A 21,555-nucleotide genomic window follows, 5' to 3' on the forward strand; every position below is an offset into this window, starting at 1 on the left:
TTTGGATTTACTTGGTCTTAGCGGCTGGCTTCTTGCGCGCGGCGGGCATGGCCAGCTTATCGGGGTTGTCGGCCAGAAATTTACCCCAGCTTTTGCCCCCCGCTTGCAGGTTGTTGCCCTTCTGGTAATGATGGCAAAGCGCCACGGCCAGCGCGTCGGTGGCGTCCAGAAACTTGGAGGCTTCGGCAATGGGAGGTAGCGTGAGCGTTTGGCGCAGCATGTGGGCTACCTGCTCCTTCGTAGCTGTGCCTGAGCCGGTTACCGACTGCTTCACTTTCGTGGGGGCGTACTCCACGTACGGAATCTGGCGGGAAAGGCAGGCGGCAATGGCCATGCCCTGGGCCCGGCCCAGCTTGAGCATACTCTGCACGTTTACGCCGTAGAAGGGGGCTTCGATGGCCAGCTCATCGGGCAAAAACTCGTCGATCAGCTCCAGCATCCGCTCGAATATCTTCTTGAGCTTGAGGGCGTGATTGGGGCCCATCTTCTGCATATCAATCACGTCGTAGCGCAGCACCTTCACCCGCTGGCCCTGCACCTCAATCAGGGCGTAGCCCATGATATTGGTGCCGGGGTCGACGCCCATGATAATCTTGGGCAGCAGATCGGTGGGAGTGATGGGCAGAATCATGCGGGCGGGAGAAGATGGGCGGGAGCAGGACGCGGGCCGGTTCTTGGTTTTCCCTGGGTAACTTGCCGCCTTCACCTGACTGCGCGCTACCCGCTTTGGCTCACCACCTTCTACAAAACTACACCCAAAAGCCGGAACGCGCCACCCGTCGCCGTACTTGGGGGGTGCTGGGGGGCAAATTGCTCATCACCGCCCTCACGCTGGGCCTGCTCTACCATTCCGTGTTTACCACCCCCGACACGGCCGTGGCTTGGCGCGGGCTGCTGGCTTCGGCCCTCACCGGGGCGGGGCGCGGGCCGGTGCTGGTGGCCCTGGCCCTGGTGCCCGTCAACTGGGGCCTGGAGGCCTGGAAGTGGTGGCGGCTGGCCCGGCACCTGGAGCCCGTCTCGTTTCGGCGCAGCTTCCGGGCGGTGCTGGTGGGCCTTACCCTGGGCTTCGTGACCCCCAACCGCGTGGGCGACTACGCCGGCCGCATCATGGAGCTGAAAAGCCGCCGCCTGGATGCGCTGGGGGCCGTTTTTCTGGGGAGATATTGCCAATTGGTTGTTACCATCCTGGCCGGTACGCTGGGCCTGCTGTACTTTCTGCTGACGTTTTACGTGGGCGGCTATCCGGCTACTGGTTTGGGCCTAGTGGTAGCTACTTTAGTGCTTAATGCCGCCGTGCTGCTGCCGCTATACCGCTCGCGGCTTTTGCTGTCGGCTCTGGGGCTGGTGCGGCCGCTGCGGCGGTTGCGGCCGTATCTGGCCGTCATGCCCACGTATTCGGCGCGAGCCCTGCACGCGGTACTGGCCATATCGGGGCTGCGGTACGCGGTTTTTTGCCTGCAATTTAGCTTGCTGCTGCTGGCCTACGGTGCCCGACCCAGCGCGGGGCCGGCGCTGGCTGCTATCAGCAGCACGTTTTTGCTTAAATCCCTGGTGCCCTCGCTCAACGCTTTGGCCGATGTGGGCGTGCGGGAGCTGTCGGCCACGCACCTGTTTGGGCTGCTGGGGCAGCCGGCTTTGCCGGTGCTGAGCGCCAGCCTGAGCTTGTGGGTGCTCAATATTGCGCTGCCCAGCGCGGCGGGGCTGCTGTTTGTGCTGCGGCTGAAAGTATTTCGCCAGAAAAAAGCCCCCCAGCGGCCTGTACCCACCCTATGAACGGGTGGGGGGCTTTTTTGCTGATTTTGCCAACGCTCTATGCCGTCCTGATGGTGCGGCTGCGCCAGAGCTGGCAGCTGCTGCCGACACTCCCGAAGCAAGTGAGTCCGACACCAAAGCGCGCCGCCGACGTGCCGTTGTTTTCCATCCTCATAGCAGCCCGCAACGAAGCCCTGACGCTGCCCTTTCTCCTAGATGACTTAACAGGGCAAATGCTGCCTGCTGCCCAATTTGAGGTCATTATAGTAGACGATGACTCCACGGATACTACGGCCGCCGTCGTGCGGGCGGCGGCTCAACACAGCTCCTTTGCCCTGCACCTCATCCAACTCCACCACCAGCCCGGCGCGCCCACCGGCAAGAAAGCCGCCTTGCAGGCTGCCCTGGCCGCCGCCCGCGCCCCGTGGGTCGTTTGCACCGATGCCGACTGCCGCGTAGGTCCTGCCTGGCTCAGCAGCTACGCCACCCAGCTTCAGGTGGATGCCACGGCAAACTTTGTCAGCGGACCGGTGCTGCTTACGGGCAATAACTCCCTGCTAGATAACCTGATGGGGCTGGAATTCGCGGGCCTGGTGGGCGTAGGAGCGGCCAGTATCGGTCGTGGCAGCCCCACCATGTGCAACGGTGCGAACCTGGCGTATCGCCGCGCCGCTTTCACGGCCGTGCAAGGCTTTGCCGGCAATGAGCACGTCGCCAGCGGCGACGACGAATTCCTGCTCCACAAGCTGCACGCCGCCTTTCCCGGCAGCATCCGGTTTCTGAAAACGCCGGCGGCCATCGTGCGCACGGCCGGCCCACCTACGCTCCGCGCCCTGCTGGCGCAGCGGGTACGGTGGGCCAGCAAGTGGCGCCACTACCAGCAAAAAGCCCCCCAGCGCCTGGCTTTGCTGGTATTGGGAGCCAATGTGAGTTTATTCGTAAGCTTGCTGCTGCTTTTTGTTCAGCCTCAATGGTGGCCCTGGGCTTTAGCGGCCTGGGTGTTGAAACTCAGCGCCGACGCCTGGTTCCTGACTCCCGTGCTTGGCTTTTTTGGCCGGCGGCGGTGGCTGGGCTACGTTGGGCTGCTTCAAGTAGCTTATGCGCCTTATGCGTTGCTAACCGGCTTGCTGGGCTTGCGCGGCGAGTACGTGTGGAAGGGGAGAAACATAAAATAAAGTAGGCAGAAGAGTTGAGTTTATGGCATTTGTCAGCGACCTTATCCGCTGTTAGCAATGGCCCAAAAAAGGCCCCAATGTCATGAGAAAAGCGGTACTGGCCGGGGTATTCCCGGTGGCAATTGCACTGCTGGTTTGTACCCTGGGTATTTTATTTCTCTCCGCGACGGGGCTACTACACGAGCCAAGAGCCGCTGCTTCTGCTGCCCCCAACGGCACTAAAGCAGCGGCTCTCGATTCATTGGGGCAAACGCTGACCACTCAGGATACATTAGCCGAGCCACTATCAGAAGCTGATTTGGCCGCATTTGCGGCTGGCGATGCTGTATTTAAAGGCAATTGTGTCCAATGTCATGCCATCAACGATGTCGTAGTAGGGCCAGCTTTAAGAGATATTCACAAGCGTCGCCCCATTTCTTGGCTGATTCCTTGGATTCGGAATTCCAGCAAGATGGTAGCCAGCGGAGATGAGTACTCGGTCAAAATCTTCAATCAGTACCAGAAACAGCAAATGCCCAGCTTCGCGCTGACTGACGCTGAGATTGAACAAGTGATTAAATACCTCGAAGTAGAAAGTGCAAAGGAAAGCTGGGTTGTAAATTAGTGGAGTGAGAGCCAAGCTATGACGTGCGCGAATCCCGCCCGCCAACAGTACCTTTGTTTTCTATCATTCTGCCCCGTTGCCCGCTGCCGTGACTGATTCTGAATTCGACATCCTCGACGAGCTGTACTTCGTCACTTCCTTCCGCGACTTACTGCAAAAAACCGGTTTGCCAGCCCCAGCTCTGGAAAAAGGGCTACGCAACTTGCTGGAGCAGGAGTACGTCAAATCGTTCTACCCCGCCCCGGACACCGAGCAGGCCTACGAAACCACTTCTTTCGGCGCTATCTGCCGCGACAGCTTCTATTTGGCTACTAAAGCCGGTTTGCTGGCCCATAATACCCGCTAATGGCGACGGCAGCCCCGGTTTTGACGCCCGCAGCGCCCAGTGTACCGCCGGCCCGGCCGCCTGGCTACTACGTGCGCCAACGGCTGTGGCGCAACGGGCCGGCTATGTTTGGGCTGGGCTTCATCCTGATCTGTACCCTGATAGCTTTGGCTGGCTACTGGGTGCTGCCCGATAACTCACCCAACGCCAACAACGGCTTGGTACAGCTCCAGAAAGAGCCCCCCGGCTTCTCAGCCACGGTTTTGCGTCGCCCACTACCCGAGGCAGCGCAGAGCACGGATTCGGATAATATCTTTCGTACCTGGCTCCGGGGCCGCGCGCCGCGCTTTCAGGAGGTGCCTATTGGCGGGTACGAAGTGGTGGGTGATTCAATCCTGATTCAGCCGTACCGCAACCACTCAGCCCTCGCCGATTTGCCCACGCGTTACTCGCTGGCCGAGCTGGGGGGCAAAAATGCCCCCCAGGCCGAGCTTCGGAACGTTGTAGAAAACGAACGCATCATCCCCCGGACGTACTGGCTGGGTACCGACAAATCGGGGCGCGATATGCTGAGCCGCCTGCTGCTGGGCACGCGCATCTCGCTGGGTATCGGGCTGGTGGCGGTGCTGATTTCGCTCACGCTGGGTATGCTTATCGGGGCCGTGGCCGGCTACGTGGGCGGCTGGGTCGATAGCGTGCTGATGGGGCTGATGACGGTGGTCTGGAGCATTCCGGGCATTATGCTGGTCATTGCCATTTCGCTGGCGCTAGATAGCAAGGGCGTCTGGACTTCCTTCGTGGCCGTGGGCCTTACTATGTGGGTCGATGTGGCCCGTGTGGTCAGGGGGCAAATGCTGAGCTTGCGCGAGAAAACCTTCGTGGAAGCGGGCCGGGTGCTGGGCTTGCCCCAAAGCCGCCTTATCGCCCGCCACCTGCTGCCCAACATGACGGGCCCGCTTATTGTAATTGCGACGAGTAACTTCGCGGCGGCTATTCTGCTGGAGGCGGGCCTGAGCTTTCTGGGGCTCGGCGTGCAGCCACCGGCGCCTTCGTGGGGTTTAATGGTGAATGAAGGGTTCCAGCTTTTGGGTACGCAGGCGGGCCTATGGCTCACGCTGCTGCCGGGGCTGGCTATTAGCTTACTGGTATTGAGCTTCAACCTCCTGGGTAACGGTCTGCGCGATGCCTACGACCCGAAAACGCCGATTAATGGGTAGCTTTGTCGGTTACGGGTTCGCGGTTGTGTGTTAAATTGAAGTAAATTCAGCCCAATGCCTGCTGCCCACTACGCGCCATTACCAACTGACAACCACTAATCTCATGCCTACTCCGCAGGCCATGTCGCCGGAAAAAAAGCTCTTCTTACGAGAACGGGAACTGAATGCGCTGCTGGAAATAACTCAGGCCATCAATCACGACCCCACGGAAGACGCGCTCTATAAAATCTTTCAGTTTACCCTGCTCGGACAACTCAACATTCGGCGGCTGGTACTCTATGTGAAGGAAGAAGGAGAGTGGGCCTGCATGGTATCGTTTGGGTCCGATCTGTCGGATTTTCGGCGTATTCCGCTCCCCGAGGCCATCAGTAATAACTGCACCAATACCCCATGCCCGGTGCCTGCCCTGAACTTAAGAGCGGAGTGGCAAAACCTGGAAACGGTGATTCCGGTCGTAAACAACGGGGAGGTGCTCGCCTACGTGCTCATCGGCAACGTGCAGGCCGATTATGTCAGTGATGAGGCCACCAAGTTTCTGGAAACGCTCAGCAACATCCTGATAGGCGCCATTCAAAACCGGCGCTTAGCCCGGCAGCGCATCGAGTCGGCGGCCATGCGCAAGGAAATTGAGATTGCGCAGGAAGTGCAAACCATGCTCTTCCCCCGCCAGCTCCCCAATGATGTGGGCGTGGCGGTAAGCGCCAGCTACGTGCCCCACACGGCCATCGGGGGCGATTATTACGATGTAGTAAACATCGATGCGAACCGGTTTCTGTTCTGCGTCGCCGATGTATCGGGCAAGGGCGTGCCGGCTTCGTTGCTGATGTCGAATTTTCAGGCGGGGCTGCGTACGCTGCTGCGCCAGCAGGCCGACCTCTCCACGGTCGTATCGGAGCTGAACAATCTGATTTATCGGAATGCCGTGTCGGAGAAGTTCATCACGGCCTTCTTCGGCATTTACAACCGTTCTACCCGCGAGCTCCAATACGTGAGCGCCGGCCACAATGCAGCTATTCTGCTGCCCGATTCCGGTCCGCACCAACTATTGTCGGAGGGCACGACCATGCTGGGTATCTTCGAGGACCTGCCTTTTCTGCATGTGCAGTCGCTCACGGTGCCGCCCCGTTCTCTGCTGCTCACCTACACCGATGGCCTGACGGAAGTATTCAATACGGCCGGTGAGGAATACGGAGAAGAGGGGGTAATAGCATTCCTGGGTAATGCCCGCTATCTGCCGCTGAAGGTGCTGCACCAGGAAGTGCTCAAGGAAATCGAAGCGTTCAACGAAAACGGCAACTCCTTCGCCGACGATGTCACGATTCTGAGCTGCCGGTTTAAGTAGATCGGTATTTCATAAAAAAGCCCCTCAGAATTTTTCGGGAGGCTTTTTTATGGAGTATCTTATTTGGTAAGCGCTACACGCTCATCTTTAATCCAGCCTTCCGCTCGCATCAGTAGGGCAAGAGCGATGTAAAAGAAGGACCCTACTTTGTCGACTTCCACCAGCTCATTGAGTAGCAGATGAGTGATGATGATAAAGAGCGATAAGCCGGCGGCCAGCACCACGCGTCTATTTTCAGCCGAGTGGCTGCGATGGTAGAGGCGCTCCACCATGATGAGGGCAGTAGCCACCAGAATAGCAAACAGTAGAAACCCGGGAATGCCCTGCTCGGCCAGCATGAGCAGGAAGTAGTTGTGGGTAGTCGATTGCTCGGGGTTGCGGCTCACATAGGTCCGGAAGCTAGATACCGTGTAGCGCTTGTATTCGGGGTAGAAGGTGTTGGGGCCGCTGCCCGTAATGGGACGGTCGCTGATCATGCGGGCCGCCGCTACCCATCGGTACACCCGCTCCATACCCGAAAGGTCTTCCAGATTATAGGTAGCTTCCAGGTGTTTGCCGAAGTTGTCGCCGTAGAATACGGTTTTCTCGTAGTCAGGCGCATAGAGCATGTAGTTATTCTGGCTGACAAAATAAAAGGCACTCGCCGCTGCCGCCAGGGCGGCAGCGGCGAGTGCCAACCGCGTCAGCCGCCAGCGAATAACGAAGTAAAAGCCAACCGCCAGCGGCAGCGAAGCCATTGAGGCTCTGGTGTAGGAAAGCAGCACACCTAATAGTAGCATACCAAACGCGGCCCGCCACAGCCAGCGCCAGATCAGGCCCAGATCAGGCTGCCGGCTGGCGTACAGCGCGTAGGGAATCAGCATGGACAGCGTCGCCGCGTAGGCAACGTGGTTCTTATAAAAGGGGAGAAGCGCGGGGTTTATGCCATCGAAGGAGAACCCATGACCCGCATGCCGGGCAAAGGTGTAGAGAAACGTGAGGCACGCCCCGGCAACGTGGCACGCCGCCACCCGCCACACATCGGCGGGCCGGCGCACGATGGCCAGCGTCACGAACACAAACGGCACGATATACCAAGTCTTGGCCAGCAAGTACTTGATAGACTTGGTAGTATCGACCGAGAACAGCGTGATGACGGCGGCCCAAATCAGCGCCTGCCCCATGATAATGACCAACGGGTGGACCCAGAACCGGCTTTCTACTGTGCTGCGGCCCAGCAGCATGTTCACGCCGAAGCAGGCCAGCAGCACCAGCATCAGGGGCTCGGAAGGCACGTCCATACTCAGCCCGCCGGGCAACGGAATCTCCATCGAGAAGGCCAGCGTGAACAGCAGCACATAATACACCCAGCGCCAGTCGACTGCCAGCACCGCGAGGCCTAGGGCAGCCAGGGGCAGCGCCAGCCATAGCGGCGTATCCGAAACTAGCGCGCAGACGCCGGCAATCAGCATACTAGCTACGAACGCCAGAAATAAGCGGCGGTCGGCGTTGGCAACGGCCGTATCGGTGGTCGGATAAGAAGATTTGCCCCCCATAACTTAGCTTGAAACGAAAAGCGCATAGAATGCCTCCCGCAGACGTAACGCTCACGACAGTACCAGCAGCACGCGTTTAAGGCTTCCCTATCCCGCCTAAATTCAAATTTCCTCGATAAAGCTCCAGCAGCGTGATAAAAATAACGGACAGCACGAAGGTGATCAGCACCGAGGAGATGACGATGAGGGAGCGCACGGGCTTGGCTTTGCGAATAGCAGGGTAAGCTTTCTGAACGATATAAATAGACGAAATCTTGCCACTGATAGCCAGGCGAGCGTCTTCATACGTTGCTCTGGCCGTAATAAGTCGCCTTTGAATGTCTTCGAAACGGGCATAGAGCGTCGTGACCAGATCGGCCCCTGCCACGTAGCTTTCCAGATTGATGACATTGCCCCCCGCCGTTTCGGTGAGGCCGCGCACGGCCCTACGCAAGCCGGCTACCCGCGCCACCGAGCCGCCCCCGGCCGCTAATTCGCCCTCGGCGCGCCGGAGCTCCGTTTCGGTCTCGGCCAGCTCCTTGGCCAGGTAGCGCGATTCGTAGCCCGTTTCGTTCGCCGTACTCAGGCTGCCAAAAATGCCGTAGCGCCGGCGGGCCTGTTGGAGGCTATCGCGCACTTGCGCGTATTGCTTCTCCAGAAACTGCGTTTGGTTTTGGTAAAGGGTAATGATGCTGCCCCGGTTTTCCAGGGTTAGCCGCTGGTTGGTCGAGTCGATGATCTGGACCAGCGCATTCGCAATATTCGCTGCCTGTATCTTATCCTTGTCCTGAAACGTCAGCTCGATGGCGTCGCGGTCATTGTGTACGATCGTCAGGTTGTTGTTATACTCATCCAGCACGGCTTGATCGGCCTTTTCGGTGCCGGGCTGGCCCACGTCGTAGCGCTCGTATAGGTTAAAGCGCTTGACAATCAGCTGCGCTACCGGCTGCGACTGTCCAATGGTGATAATTCGGTCCAGGTCTTCGGCCCGGCCGCCCAGCTGTAGGCGTCCGCCTTCCTTTACAATGCGGTCGGGGTCAGTGGTTTCCGGGTTGGTAGGATAAAAAATCGCGGTGGAGCGGTAGATGTTGGGCAGCAGCCAGGCGACGACGGCACTTACTACCAGGGCCAGGAGAACGGCGGTCAGAACCAGATTGCGCCACCGATGTATGACGGGCCACAAGCCCAGAAGCGAATAAGAACGGGATGACATAAAGTACGTTGGAGGGCAAATCAGCCCCCGCCCGCGACTTGCGGCAGGGGCCAAAACGGGGCAAAGCTACTCGAATTGCCTCAGAGTTAGTTCGCTCCCCAGCACAATTGCGGCCATAACCGCTTAGCCTCCCCATTTAGTACTTCATCGTAGTTCGGCCTTGGGCGAACCTTGGAGTGCCGGGCTACCTTTGCGTAGTTTTGTTGCCTTACTCAGCCCTACCTGCATCAAACGATTTCTCGGAAACATCAGCTTTGCCGTCTTGCTCAACCTGCTGGTAAAGCCGGGGTGGGTATTCGTCGAAAACCTGGTGCAGAACCAGCTTGGGCACGTAGCGTTTGGCACGTTCACGGCGCTCTCGTCGCTCACCATTATTCTGGCTACCTTCTCCGATGTGGGCCTGACGCACTACACGGTGAAGCGGGTGGCGGCCGAGCCGGCGTATCTGGCCACCTATTTTCCTACCATCCTGCCCCTGCGCGCCTCGCTCAACTTTCTGGCGCTGGGCGCTTTGCTGGTTTTGGGTTGGGTGGTCGGCTACCAGGGCGAGCAGCTTTCGTTACTGGCTATTATTGGCGCGGCCTTGCTGCTGACGCAGTACGGGCAGTTTTTGCGGGGTACGCTGCAGGCGAACCAGCGCTTCAATACCGATGCCCTGTTGTCGGTGCTGGAAAAAGTGTTGCTGCTGGGGTTAGTGCTGGTGTTATTGCCCGGCGGGTTATCCTTGTCAGATTATGTCTGGATGCGCTTCGCCGCCGCCGCTTTTGCCGCAGTTTTGCTTTACGGGCTCATGGTGCGCCTGTTTGGGCGGGTGCGCTACCGTTGGCACTGGGGCCACGCGCGCATGGTGCTGCGCGAAACGCTGCCCTTCGCCCTGATTACGCTGCTCTACGGTGCCAACGAGCGGGTAGATATGGTGATGCTGGAACGGCTGGCGTCGCCGGCCGAGGCCAGCTACTATGCCGGAGCCTACCGCTGGGTCGATGCCGTGATGATGTACGTCTGGACCATCATGCCCTTGTTTTTCGCCCGCTTCGCCGCCGCTGTACACAGCCGGTCGGAGCAGCGCGACTTGCTTTGGTTTGGGCAGCGCATTGTTACGCTGCCGCTACTGCTGGCCTGCGCCTTCGTGCTGTTTCGGGGCGAAGTGCTGTTCTGGCAGTTTACCCACAGCACCCCCGCCGAGCTGGCCCGCATGACCTTGTGTCTGAAGATATTATTTCTGAATGTGCTCGTGCATGGTTTCTTTGCCATCTACAGCTCGCTGCTCAATAGTACGCACTACGTGAAAACGGTAAGTTGGCTGGTAGCCCTTAGCCTGGCGCTCAATGTAGGCTTGAACCTGGTGCTGCTGCCCCGCTTTGGAGCCGTAGCCGCGGCCCTGAACACGCTCGGCTGCGCCGTACTGGTGTCGGGCGGCTACGTGTGGCTGGTGCAGCATCGGGCGGGGGTAGCCGTGCCGTGGCGGCTGCTGGGCAAGCTGCTGGGGGGCTTTTTACTGCTGTGCGCGGGTTGGTATGGCTTGCAGCAAACGCTGGCGCTGCACTGGCTGCTGGAGAGTTTGTTGGCAACCCTGGGCTTTGGTGTGCTCAGCGTGGCGCTGGGCCTAGTACCGTTGGCCGAGTTAAAGTCGTTTCTGCGGCCCGGAGCCGGCGCAAAAATGCCCCCCAACGCCCCCTGAAATCGCCGCTTCGCTTCCAGCTACTTGTTCTATTGTATTTGATTTGTTCCTATGAATACCGATTTGCTGCACCAACTTGAGCGCGTAGAGCAGCTGGCTACGGCCTCCAAGCTGCTGCGTCTGCTCCGGGCGCCGGGCCGCTACTTATATGCCATTGGCTTTCGGCTATTGCGCTACCGCGCCACCAAAAAGGGCGTGATGAAGCAAGCAGCCACCTTCTTCGGAACGCCCATGATGGTGGTGTTGCCGGCGGGCACCGACATCTACCTCACCGGCGGCAAGTCCCACGACTCGGAGATTCGGCTGGCTCGCTTCCTGATTCAGCGCCTTCAGCCCGGCGACGTATTCGCCGACGTAGGCGCGCACTTTGGGTATTTCTCGCTGCTGGCAGCTCGGTTAGTTGGCCCAAAGGGGCAGGTGGTTGCCTTCGAGGCGTCGGCCACGACTCACGCCGTGCTGGCCCAGAATGTAGCTGCTTCCGCCGTTGTGCAGGCGCACCACTGCGCAGTTTCTGACCAGCAGGAAACCATTTCCTTCTACGAGTTTCCTATTCTATACAATGAGTTTAACTCGCTGGACGTAACTCAGTTTGAGGATGAGAAATGGTTTAAGGAGTTCAAGCCGACCAAAATCACCGTGCCCGCCGTAACGCTCGATGCGTTTTTTGCTTCTCCCAGCCCGGTGCCCGCTGTGCTGAAAATAGACGTGGAAGGAGCAGAACTAAAGGTAATTAGGGGGGCGGCTAAGCTGCTGGAACGCGCCGCGCCGGCCGTGGTGCTGGAGTATCTGGAGCCCAAGCGTCATAATACCGGGCATCAACAAGCCGCGGCCTTGCTTCGCGAGTTAGGTTATCAGTCGCACCGCATCGGTGCGGATGGGCAGCTTATCGTCTGCGCTGACCTCGACGCCTATCTGCAAGCGGAGCAGATCGACTCCGATAATTTTGTGTTTGTCAAGTAACGAACGTTCAAGCTGTAGAGACGCGTATTCGCGTCTAATCGTTGAACGAACGGTACCGCACTTACTAAACAACGACCGCGACGATTAGACGCGATTACGCGTCTCTACATTGTTCTGGTGGTTTTTAGAAATCGGGCGCGCTAAACTTTATCCTCTCTTGCTTATTAGCCCAAAAATGCCCCCCAGTCCCCTTAACATAGCCGTCAATACTCGTTTTCTATTGCCGGGTGGCGCGCTGGAGGGCATCGGTCGGTTCACCTATGAAACACTGAGTCGGCTGGTGCACCAGCATCCGGAGTACACGTTCCATTTCCTGTTCGACCGACCCTACGACGCGCGCTATGTGTTTGCCGCCAACGTAGTCCCGCATGTGCTGGCGCCGCCTGCCCGCCATCCGCTGCTGTTCGTGGCTTGGTTTGAAGGGGCCGTGGCCGCGTGGCTCCGTCGCCACAAGCCAGCCGTATTTCTGAGCACCGATGGCTTCACCACGCTGGCTACCAGCGTGCCTCGCGTAACCGTAGTGCACGATCTGGCTTTCGAGCATTTTCCGCAGGATGTCGGCTGGCTGGTGCGCCGCTACTACCACTTCTTTATGCCTCGCTTCGTGTGGGCCTCGGCGCGGGTGGTAGCCGTATCGGAGGCAACCAAGCAGGATCTGATGCGAACCTACGGCCTCGCCGCCGACCGCATCAGGGTGATATATAATGCGCCGGGGGGCAATTTTGCCCCCCAGACCGCAATTGAGCAAGCCGCCACCCGAGCAAAGTTTAGCCAGAATCAGCCTTATATTTTGTTTGTTGGCGCCTTGCAGCCGCGCAAAAACCTGGTTAATCTGCTGCGGGCTTTCGATGCTTTCAAAACGCGAACAGGCTCAGCTACGCAGCTACTCATTGCGGGGCGACAGGCCTGGAAAGCCAGCCCCATTTTCGAGGTATACCAGCAGATGCGCCACCGCGAGGCCGTACAGCTTACCGGGCGCGTCAGCGACGCAGAACTCGTGCAGCTGTATGCCGCCGCCCGTGGCTGCGCCTACGTGCCTTATTTCGAGGGCTTTGGAATTCCTATTGTAGAAGCTCAGGCCAGCGGCTGCCCCGTTATTACATCAAACGTTAGCTCCATGCCGGAAGTAGCCGGCCCGGGAGGCGCTTTACTGGTTAATCCCTTCGACGTGGCTGACATCTCCGAAGCCCTGGAGCAGCTCGACACTAACCCTGAGCTGCGGCAGCGCTTGATAGCGCGTGGCTTGGAAAATGTACAGCGTTTTTCCTGGGAGCGCAGTGCCGAGCAGTTGTGGAGTTGTTTAGAAGAGGTAGCAAAACTTGCTACTTAGAGGCCTTACCCCCCGGCCCCGGTTCGCTTTAAGCGCGAAGTCCCAAAAAGAGGGGGAGCCTGACGATTGGTCTACGCGGCTACGTCGGCTTGCGCCTCCGCAACCACGTTAAGGGACAAATGGAAAAGCATACTTGTATTTAACTAGGTAGCCGTTCTGGAGGCGCCAGCCGACAGGGCGGCGTAGGCTGAGCGGCTGGCTCCCCCTCTTTTTGGGACTTCGCGCTTAAAGCGAACCGGGGCCGGGGGTAAGGCCCCACAACAACTAATAAAACTACATGCTCACTCGCCCGCCTGCACTTCTACACTCATTATTTCCCGGTTGCGAATGGCAGCACCCGTCGGCGGAGCGCAGCCTGTACCTGACTTTCGACGACGGACCAATTCCCGAAGAGACACCGTGGGTGCTGGATCAACTAGCTGACTACCAAGCCCACGCCACTTTTTTCTGCGTGGGCGATAATGTTCAGCGCTACCCCGGTATTGCCCAACGCGCCTTAACCGAAGGGCACCGCCTCGCCAACCATACCCAGCACCATTTGAGCGCCTGGGCCCACCCCCGCACCACCTATCTGCACGACGTAGCCCGGTGCCAGGAAACACTGACGAAGCTGGGCTTGCTGGAGGCTGAAACGCCACCGTTGTTGCGCCCTCCCTATGGTCGGCTTACCTGGCCGCTACTGCGTCAACTGCGCCCGCAGTACCGCCTCATTATGTGGTCGGTGCTGACCCAGGACTACAACCAAAACCTGCCGGCTGAGCGCTGTCTGCGTCAAGCCATTGCGGCTACTCGCCCCGGTGATATTGTCGTGTTTCACGATAGCCAAAAGGCCAGCCGCAACTTGCGCTACGTGCTGCCGCGCTACCTGACGCATTTCGCGGAGCAGGGCTTTACCTTCGCCACTCTTTAAAGTAGTGAGATAGTGAGGGGTGAAGTAGTGTGTTTGACGTTCCTAAGGCGCATACTGCGTTACAGACTGCAGCCAGAATATCAAACTCACCACTTCACCCCTCACTATTTCACCCCTCACCATCTCACCACTTCATGCTGGCGCTGCTCACAGGTTATTTTGGGATTTGGTTTGGGGTGATGCTGGTTTCTGCCCTGCTGTTTGCGCTGCGAAGGGGAACGGTGCCTGCACTCTTAGCGGAGCCGTTGCCGCGGGTCAGTATTCTGATTGCCGCCCGCAATGAAGAAGCCGCTATTGGGCGCTGCCTGAGCGCTATTCGGGCGCTGGACTACCCCGCTGAGTTAGTGGAAGTAATGCTCGGCGATGATGCCTCTACCGACCAGACCCGCGCCCGCGCCGAAGAAATAATGCAGGGCTATGGGGGGCTTTTTCGCTGTATTTCTATCCATGAACCCTTGGGGGCGGCCCGCGGCAAAGCCAATGTGCTGGCCCACCTCGCCCGCGCCGCTACCACCGACTTTTTCTTTATTACCGATGCCGATATTGCCGTGCCCCGCACCTGGCTGCGGGGCATGCTGACCTACGCCCGGCCGGGTATCGGCACGGTCACGGGTCTCACCATCGTGCGAGGCCCCCGGCTTTTCGATCGGCTTCAGGGCCTGGACTGGCTACTTTCCTTGAGTCTGGTGCAGGTAGTATCAGACTTAGGCAAGCCCGTGACGGCCATGGGCAACAACATGCTCGTTACCCGCGAAGCCTATGAGGCCACTGGTGGCTATGAAGCGCTGCCTTTCTCGGTAACCGAAGATTTCGAGCTGTTCAAGGCTACCGTGCAGCGCGGCTTTGGCTTCGGCAATGTGTTCCGACCGGAAGTGCTGGCTCTTTCCCTGCCCATCGCCACGCCTTTAGGCTTGCTCCACCAGCGCCGCCGCTGGCTGCGCGGCGTCGAGGCATTGCCCTGGGGTCTGAAGCTGGGCTTGCTCATTTACGGTAACTTTTACCTGGGCGTGCTTGCTCTGGCGTGGGTAGCTGGGCCCGGTCCGGCGCTGGTTGTGCTGGGGGGTAAAATGCTGGCTCAGGGAGCGTTAGCTACCATCGTCTTTCGGCGCGTGGGGTTGCGCGCGCCCGTAGAGCTGCTGCCTGCTTTCGAGCTTTATACCGTCTGGCTCACGGTGAGCTTGATCGGGTTTCGGCTGCTGGGGGGCAAATTTGACTGGAAAGGTCGTACGTATTCGTAAGGGCTTCACCCCCCGGCCCCCTCTCCAAGGATTCCGCGTATTAGGCGGCAAAGGGGGAGCCTGCCGACTTGTTCTACGCCGCCCTGTCGGCTTGCGCCTCCAGAACGGCTGCCAGCCTATTATTCATACACAAAAAGTCCCCAGACTTGTTTGGGGGGCTTTTTATATTATCAAATCCACCTTCAATTCATGTCGAAAAAGCGGTAGCGGTTGCGGAGGAGGCAGCCGACGCGGCCGCGCAGGCCGAACGTCAGGCTCCCCCTCTCCCGCAGGAGAGGGGGCCGGGGGGTGAGGCCCACGTTGAACAGTCGCGCCGTACATTTGCCTCACCACCCGCTTTCCACCCATGCACCTGACCGATTCGCACGCGCATATTTACTCTGAGCAGTTCAAAACCGACCGCGACGCTACCCTGCACCGCGCCTTTGAAGCCGGCGTCACCACCATCGTCATGCCCAACATCGACCACACCAGCGTCGATGTAATGCTCGAAACCGAGGCCCGTTTCCCGCGGCAGTGCTTCGCCATGATGGGCCTGCACCCGTGCTCAGTGAGTAAGCACTTCGAGAAAGAGCTCTACCAGGTAGAAGATTGGCTGGGGAAGCGTCCGTTTGCGGCGGTAGGGGAGTGCGGCCTCGATTTGCATTGGGACAAAACCTTTTTTGCCCAGCAGCAGGAAGCGTTGCGCGTACAAATCGGACTAGCCAAAAAGTTTAAGCTGCCCCTCGTGCTCCACACCCGCGAAGCTTTCACCGAAACCGCCGACCTTATCGAAGAAGCCCAGGATGGTAGCCTGGGGGGTATTTTTCACTGTTTTTCGGGCACCAAGGAAGAGGCCGAGCGCGTTATTAAGCTGGGCTTTAAGCTGGGTATCGGCGGGGTAGCAACATTTAAAAATGGCGGCTCCGACAAGGTCTTGCCCGAAATGGCGTTAGAGCATTTGCTGCTCGAAACCGACTGTCCTTACCTCGCCCCCGTACCGCACCGCGGCAAACGCAACGAGCCCGGCTATCTGCCCCTGATAGCCCGGCGCGTAGCCGAATTGCTGCAAAAAGACGTGGAAGAAGTGGCCGCCGCTACCACGCGTAACGCGCAGGCCCTGTTCAATTTATAGCCCCTTCCGCCTTGTTTCCTATTGTTGATATTCAGACCGCGGCCCACGACGGCCAGGTTAGCGCCTCTATTCTGGTGCTGTACACGGGCGGTACGGTGGGCATGGCCTACAACAAGCGGGGCGAGCTGGCTCCGATGCGCTTCCGTCAGGTCAGTAAGCTCATGCCCGAGCTGCGCCATCTGCGCATGCGCGTGTCGGTGCTGAGCCTGCCGCATCCCATCGACTCGTCTAACGTGACCGTGGCCGACTGGGCGCTGATGGCCACTATCATCGGCGACCTGTACGAGCAGTACGACGGCTTTGTGGTGCTGCACGGCACCGATACTATGGCCTACTCAGCTTCAGCGTTGAGCTATTTGCTGGAAAATCTGGCCAAGCCTGTGGTGTTTACCGGCGCGCAGGTGCCCGTAGGCCGCATCCGCACCGACGCGCGCCGCAACTTCATCACCGCCCTCGACATTGCCGCCGCCCGCCACCCCGACGGCTCGGCCCGCGTGCCCGAAGTCAGTCTGTTCTTCAATACCTTACTGCTGCGCGGCACGCGGGCCAAAAAGGTGGAGAGTCAGCATTTCGCGGCCTTCAAAAGCGAAAATTTGCCCCCCCTGGTCAAAGCCGGCATCCATCTCGACTTCAACGATGCCATCATTCGTCCCCTGCCCACGGCTCCCCTGCACATCCATACCCACCTCGACGAGAGCGTGGCCATTCTCAAGCTGTTTCCCGGCATCACCGAAAAGGTGGTAGGCGCCATTCTGGGCGTAGAAGGTCTGCGCGGCTGCATCCTCGAAACCTACGGCTCGGGCAATGCGCCTACCCAGCCCTGGTTTCTGCGCTGCCTCGAAACTGCCCAGGCCCGCGGCATCCATGTCTTAAATGTGAGTCAGTGCGAAGAGGGCCGCGTAGAGCAGGGCCGCTACGAAACCAGCGCCTCCTTGCTGGCCCGCGGCGTGCTCGGCGGCGACGACATCACCACCGAAGCCGCTATTACTAAGCTCATGTTTGTGCTGGGGCAGAAAAAAAGCCCCCCAGAGACGATTCGTCTGCTCACCAGCAACCTGCGCGGCGAAATCACGCCCGTGTAGGTGGCTGGCAGCCACTGCCAAGCAAAGCGCCGCGTAGGCTTGTTTGCGTTTGCGGAAAAAGGGGCGTTACTTTGCCACCGCTTTCCCATCCAGAGAGGTGTCCGAGTGGTCGAAGGAGCACGCCTGGAAAGTGTGTATGGCTCAAAAGGTCATCGTGGGTTCGAATCCCATCCTCTCTACAAAAAGCCCCGTTTTTAGTTAGGAACGGGGCTTTTGCTTTATTCATGGGACAGTTTATGGGTCAAACTTGTAGTTTCCATTAGTCATGGGACAAAAGAGCCTCAACATTGCAGTAGCTACTTATCTTTGTTTTACCCTCCGGATAAGTAGTTGCCATATCCTTCCTAAGATAAAAGGGCCACCACGTTATTCAACGCGGTGGCCCTTTTATCTTTTGTAATAGTCTGAACGTGAAATCAACAAATCGTCAGACGCATTAGCGCCCTTCTACTAAACCTATCTCTTCTGGGGTGAGTTGGTAAACGAGTTGATCTAATGTAGAAATCTCGGAAGGTAGCACTGATATAAAATGCTCTTCCAGATGTTATTAGATTACCTCGTCATATTGAAGTTATACCCATCTAAAGAAAATGGCACCTTAAAATGATAATGATAGGTCTGAGAACCATTTTTATGTTAATCGACAGTTCCCAGAAACCTGACAAGAGAAAAGTAAGTTGGAGACTTCGGCTACTCTTTTCATCTAGTTCAACATCGTGCTATAGAAACATTATATATTGCCACTGCAAAAACAGAATAATAGCATTTTGGATACTCTCATCTACCTAAAGAACATGCTTCGCGACAAACACGTGGCATCCTTCACACCTACATCTGGTTTTGCAATTGAGAAAATATGCAGAAAGATTAATTTTAACAAAAGGAATGTTATTGTGGAATACGGGCCAGGTACGGGCGTCTTTACTAGATATCTCCTTGCTCATTCAACGCCAGATTCCATATTAATTCTCATCGAGCGGAATGAAGACTTCGCGCACATAATGCAGGAAACCTTCCAAGATCCGAGGCTATTTATCTTTCATGAAAGCGCTGAAAATGTTGAGCAACTCTTGCTGTATTGTAACGAGCAACAAGCAGATTATATCGTGTCAGGTATTCCGTTTTCTTTTCTTCCAAGACCCTTGCGCGAGTTAATTGTTCGTAACTCATACAGATGTCTGAAAGAAGGTGGTATGTTTTTGGGCTATCAGACCTTCTTTCAAATTGATCGGTTTTTAAAAGATCATCTAGACTGTGATTTTGATAAAGTTGAAACTGAAATTTGCGTACTGAATGTGCCACCATTAAAGATTTTTGAGGCCGTTAAATAGGCTTCCGTTATAGGGATTATGCAGCAGAGACTGAATAACTAAACTTCCAAATGTATTCTGGTAGAAGCATTTTGGTCTTACTTAGAGTACTGTTTGGGTACCCGCATGAAGTGAGCAGCACAGGCTTGTGAGCTACTGGTTTTTCATTGCGTAACGCCTTGCTTGTATTTGAAGCAACTACCAGGCCTCATTGCTCCATCCCAAACAGCCCAAGTCGGGTAGCGTATGAACTGATAATAAAGCGTTTGCCGAACGGATAAAATTGTGATAAACAGCGCTCTCATGTAGACCTATAGATGAATGAGTAATTACTGTGGTTTGCGTTATTGCTCTACTTCGTCTACCCGAAGCGTCTAAATGCAGACTTCTTAACTTACTAAGGTTACAAAAATTGGTTGTGATCAGGCAGGAACAAACCGTTTGGCTTAGCAAAAGAAAGTCTAAAAATAAATAGAGATAGATCGGTAAAGCCCTTATCTTTAAAAATAACATTCGAATTAAAGCCTGCAAGCCTATCAATGCACATTGTAATAGCCAAGCTAAATAACCATTCGTACATCTGAACAATACAAACGCCGCGAGCCTCTATAACTAGAAGCTACTAATATTTTCTTGTCTTTTTAACTAACTTAATTTAGTGCAATTTAAATTATTTGTATGCTTATTGTGATTATAGTAAAATAACAAATTTATGATTTTTATTATCAATATTCCTTCGCAATAGTTTGAGAGATTATAGCCTTATGACATTATTCGGGAGCTTATCAATAGAGTAAACATCGTTTTCAAAATAATAATCAAGAAAACTTTCTAAAGTAAGCATGTATTTATGGTAAGAAAAATTTATTGTCTTACAATAAGCTTTATTGTGTTTCTGATTCTTACTAGAGCGCGGATGTTTAATTTGCTTTTTCTGCCTCCTCTTTCTGAAGTTCATAATAATCTTATAAGGCTACTCACGGTCAGCTACTACGATATAGTTTATGCGCTTGCATTAGGTGTATTATTTTCAGTCTTATCAGAATTAGCAGATAAAAACCGTAAAATAAAAAAAGGTATTTATTTCTGCTTTCTGCTTTGCATAGTTGTAAGCGTAATCTGGGTTTTAGTTAACTCATATGCTGTAAAGATATTAAACAGCCCCATAAATTACCAGATGCTATACTATTCGGATATAATGGATAGCGAATATGTCTGGGTGGCCATAGCAGAGAATTTCTCATTGATTATTTTATGTAAAGTAGCCTTTGTAATACTCCTAGTATTAGGTGGAGGTATAATGCTATATAAAGTGGCTCAAATGGGTGAAATATTTAACATTACATCTAAAATAATACTCATATCAGCATTATGCTTTTTGGTATATCTTGTCAAATTTCATCAGTTAGTTATTTACTCAAAGAAAAATCATTATGACGATTATGTTAAAACATACAACCCGATAATATTTTTTTCAAATTCATTTTTCCAATCTTTTAACAGCGAAGGTAGACTATTTACTGAATTTGATTCGGTAGAATATAAAAATAACTTTGTTAATCCGGATACCTCTGTTAAGTTAAATTTACCTGCAATACCCAGAAATCCAAAAATAAAGAACATAATCCTGTATGTTTTAGAATCAGTGTCGGCAGAATACGTGGCGGGATATGGTAGTGAGTACAATGCAACTCCGAATTTGCAGAGCTATTTGCCTGAGTCCTTGATTTTCACGGATTTCTATGCTCACAATCCCAACTCTACAAATTCCCTTTTCTCCCTATTGGGTTCAGTTTATCCATTAATGTCTTATAAAACGGTAATACTGGAACAACCTAATATAAAATTACCCACGTTAAGTTCGGAGTTGAAGCAAAGGAACTATAGGACGGCTTTCTTTCAAGCCTCTGACAACCAATATATGCGGGTAGACGAGTACTTGTCTTTTCGCAGTTTTGACAAAGTTGTTGATCACCGGCAAATACCCTGTTCAACTAAGTCATTTGTTTCTAGCGCAGAGGGTGTAGGGGAAGGCAAGGATGAAAGATGTATGGTAACTGCATTTTCAGAGTGGGCCTTAGATGCGCGCCAAGACGCCCCCTTTTTTGCAATGCTGTGGACCATTCAAACGCATTGGCCCTATTTCGTTTTTGGCCCAGAAAAAGATTTTAACGTGAAAGACCCCGCGCTGAATAGATATTTAAATGCGCTTCACCAAAGTGACGCGGCACTTGGTAACTTGCTTGCTAATTTGAAACGCAAAGGCTTGTATGAATCGACTTTAGTTATTGTTGTAGGCGACCATGGAGAGGCTTTCGGCCGCCATGGGCAGTATGGACATGGCTCAAATATTTACGATGAAAACGTAAAGGTTCCGTTAATTCTTATTAATCCCCTATTATTCAGTGGTCAGAAAAAATCAACTATAGGAGGCCATGTCGATGTAGCAGCCACGGTGATGGATATACTCGGTTTCAAGACGCCACAGGGTTGGCAAGGAACTAGCCTCTTCGATCCCTATCGGAAAAACATTGTTTGGTTGTTTTCAACCTGGACAGATTATTTTTTTGGATATCGTACCACATCACACAAAGTAATTCTCAATGCTTATTCTAATAAGACTAGTGTCTACGATGTAAAGCAGGACCCAAATGAAACCACTGATTTAGCTGACCAAAACCCGGAGTTAGTAAAACTAAGCTATCGGCGAATTGGTCAATGGGTTCAATATAATCGCGCGTTTCTCAACAATAAATTAAATAAAGAAAACAAGGATCTCTTGCAGTCT

General features: G+C 55.1%; 18 protein-coding genes and 1 tRNA gene. 16 read left to right on the plus strand and 3 right to left on the minus strand.

Going from position 1 to position 21,555, the window contains the following annotated elements; all coding sequences use genetic code 11:
* Positions 1–7: 7 nt before the first annotated feature.
* On the minus strand, positions 8–631 hold the full coding sequence (ruvC, locus tag B9A24_RS09095; RefSeq protein ID WP_084444856.1) for a crossover junction endodeoxyribonuclease RuvC: 624 nt from the start codon (positions 629–631) through the stop codon (positions 8–10).
* Between the two features lie 95 nt (positions 632–726).
* Between ruvC and B9A24_RS09100 the strand changes: the two genes are divergently transcribed.
* From B9A24_RS09100 to B9A24_RS09125, 6 genes are all read left to right on the plus strand, one after another.
* On the plus strand, positions 727–1,773 hold the full coding sequence (locus B9A24_RS09100) for a lysylphosphatidylglycerol synthase transmembrane domain-containing protein (protein ID WP_234997146.1): 1,047 nt from the start codon (positions 727–729) through the stop codon (positions 1,771–1,773).
* Positions 1,774–1,799: 26 nt separating this feature from the next.
* Positions 1,800–2,927, plus strand: a complete 1,128-nt coding sequence (locus B9A24_RS09105; protein WP_159452001.1) for a glycosyltransferase — start codon at positions 1,800–1,802, stop codon at positions 2,925–2,927.
* A gap of 82 nt (positions 2,928–3,009) precedes the next feature.
* Entirely contained in the window at positions 3,010–3,531 is a 522-nt protein-coding gene (locus tag B9A24_RS09110; RefSeq protein ID WP_084444859.1) for a c-type cytochrome, read from the plus strand.
* 88 nt (positions 3,532–3,619) lie between these two features.
* The gene (locus B9A24_RS09115) at positions 3,620–3,877 is read left to right on the plus strand and encodes a hypothetical protein (RefSeq protein ID WP_084444876.1); all 258 of its coding nucleotides are present in this window, start codon (positions 3,620–3,622) and stop codon (positions 3,875–3,877) included.
* Positions 3,877–5,073, plus strand: a complete 1,197-nt coding sequence (locus B9A24_RS09120; RefSeq protein ID WP_084444860.1) for an ABC transporter permease — start codon at positions 3,877–3,879, stop codon at positions 5,071–5,073. Before B9A24_RS09115 ends, B9A24_RS09120 begins: the two co-directional genes overlap by 1 nt.
* A gap of 103 nt (positions 5,074–5,176) precedes the next feature.
* Positions 5,177–6,415: a PP2C family protein-serine/threonine phosphatase gene (locus B9A24_RS09125; protein WP_084444861.1), complete on the plus strand. Its 1,239-nt coding sequence runs from the start codon at positions 5,177–5,179 to the stop codon at positions 6,413–6,415.
* 59 nt (positions 6,416–6,474) lie between these two features.
* On the opposite strand, the gene B9A24_RS09130 is transcribed toward B9A24_RS09125, so the two are convergent.
* The gene (locus B9A24_RS09130; RefSeq protein ID WP_084444862.1) at positions 6,475–7,950 is read right to left on the minus strand and encodes an O-antigen ligase family protein; all 1,476 of its coding nucleotides are present in this window, start codon (positions 7,948–7,950) and stop codon (positions 6,475–6,477) included.
* A 76-nt stretch (positions 7,951–8,026) separates the two neighbouring features.
* Positions 8,027–9,142, minus strand: coding sequence for a GumC domain-containing protein (locus B9A24_RS09135; RefSeq protein WP_084444863.1), 1,116 nt, complete (start codon positions 9,140–9,142; stop codon positions 8,027–8,029).
* Between the two features lie 190 nt (positions 9,143–9,332).
* On the opposite strand from B9A24_RS09135, the gene B9A24_RS09140 reads away from it, so the two are divergent.
* The 10 genes from B9A24_RS09140 to B9A24_RS09185 all read left to right on the plus strand — a co-directional run.
* The gene (locus B9A24_RS09140) at positions 9,333–10,823 is read left to right on the plus strand and encodes an oligosaccharide flippase family protein (protein WP_159452002.1); all 1,491 of its coding nucleotides are present in this window, start codon (positions 9,333–9,335) and stop codon (positions 10,821–10,823) included.
* 51 nt (positions 10,824–10,874) lie between these two features.
* A complete protein-coding gene (locus tag B9A24_RS09145; protein WP_084444865.1) occupies positions 10,875–11,783 on the plus strand; it encodes an FkbM family methyltransferase in 909 nt (302 codons plus the stop codon).
* 175 nt (positions 11,784–11,958) lie between these two features.
* Positions 11,959–13,113: a glycosyltransferase family 4 protein gene (locus tag B9A24_RS09150; protein ID WP_084444866.1), complete on the plus strand. Its 1,155-nt coding sequence runs from the start codon at positions 11,959–11,961 to the stop codon at positions 13,111–13,113.
* A 277-nt stretch (positions 13,114–13,390) separates the two neighbouring features.
* Positions 13,391–14,023 carry a polysaccharide deacetylase family protein gene (locus tag B9A24_RS09155; RefSeq protein WP_084444867.1) on the plus strand — a complete coding sequence of 211 codons (633 nt, stop codon included), beginning with the start codon at positions 13,391–13,393 and terminating at the stop codon, positions 14,021–14,023.
* 134 nt (positions 14,024–14,157) lie between these two features.
* Entirely contained in the window at positions 14,158–15,261 is a 1,104-nt protein-coding gene (locus B9A24_RS09160; protein WP_084444868.1) for a glycosyltransferase, read from the plus strand.
* A 346-nt stretch (positions 15,262–15,607) separates the two neighbouring features.
* Complete coding sequence (locus tag B9A24_RS09165; protein WP_084444869.1) at positions 15,608–16,375, plus strand: TatD family hydrolase; 768 nt, start codon at positions 15,608–15,610, stop codon at positions 16,373–16,375.
* Positions 16,376–16,386: 11 nt separating this feature from the next.
* Positions 16,387–17,457 (plus strand): type I asparaginase, encoded by a 1,071-nt coding sequence (locus B9A24_RS09170; RefSeq protein ID WP_234997148.1) that lies wholly within the window; start codon positions 16,387–16,389, stop codon positions 17,455–17,457.
* Between the two features lie 91 nt (positions 17,458–17,548).
* A tRNA-Ser gene (locus B9A24_RS09175) sits at positions 17,549–17,636 on the plus strand.
* A 615-nt stretch (positions 17,637–18,251) separates the two neighbouring features.
* Positions 18,252–18,788, plus strand: coding sequence for a class I SAM-dependent methyltransferase (locus B9A24_RS09180; RefSeq protein WP_143434862.1), 537 nt, complete (start codon positions 18,252–18,254; stop codon positions 18,786–18,788).
* 895 nt (positions 18,789–19,683) lie between these two features.
* A partial coding sequence (locus tag B9A24_RS09185; protein ID WP_159452003.1) for an LTA synthase family protein occupies positions 19,684–21,555 on the plus strand: 1,872 nt, incomplete at its 3' end.

Source organism: Hymenobacter roseosalivarius DSM 11622, assembly GCF_900176135.1.
Lineage (GTDB): Bacteria > Bacteroidota > Bacteroidia > Cytophagales > Hymenobacteraceae > Hymenobacter > Hymenobacter roseosalivarius.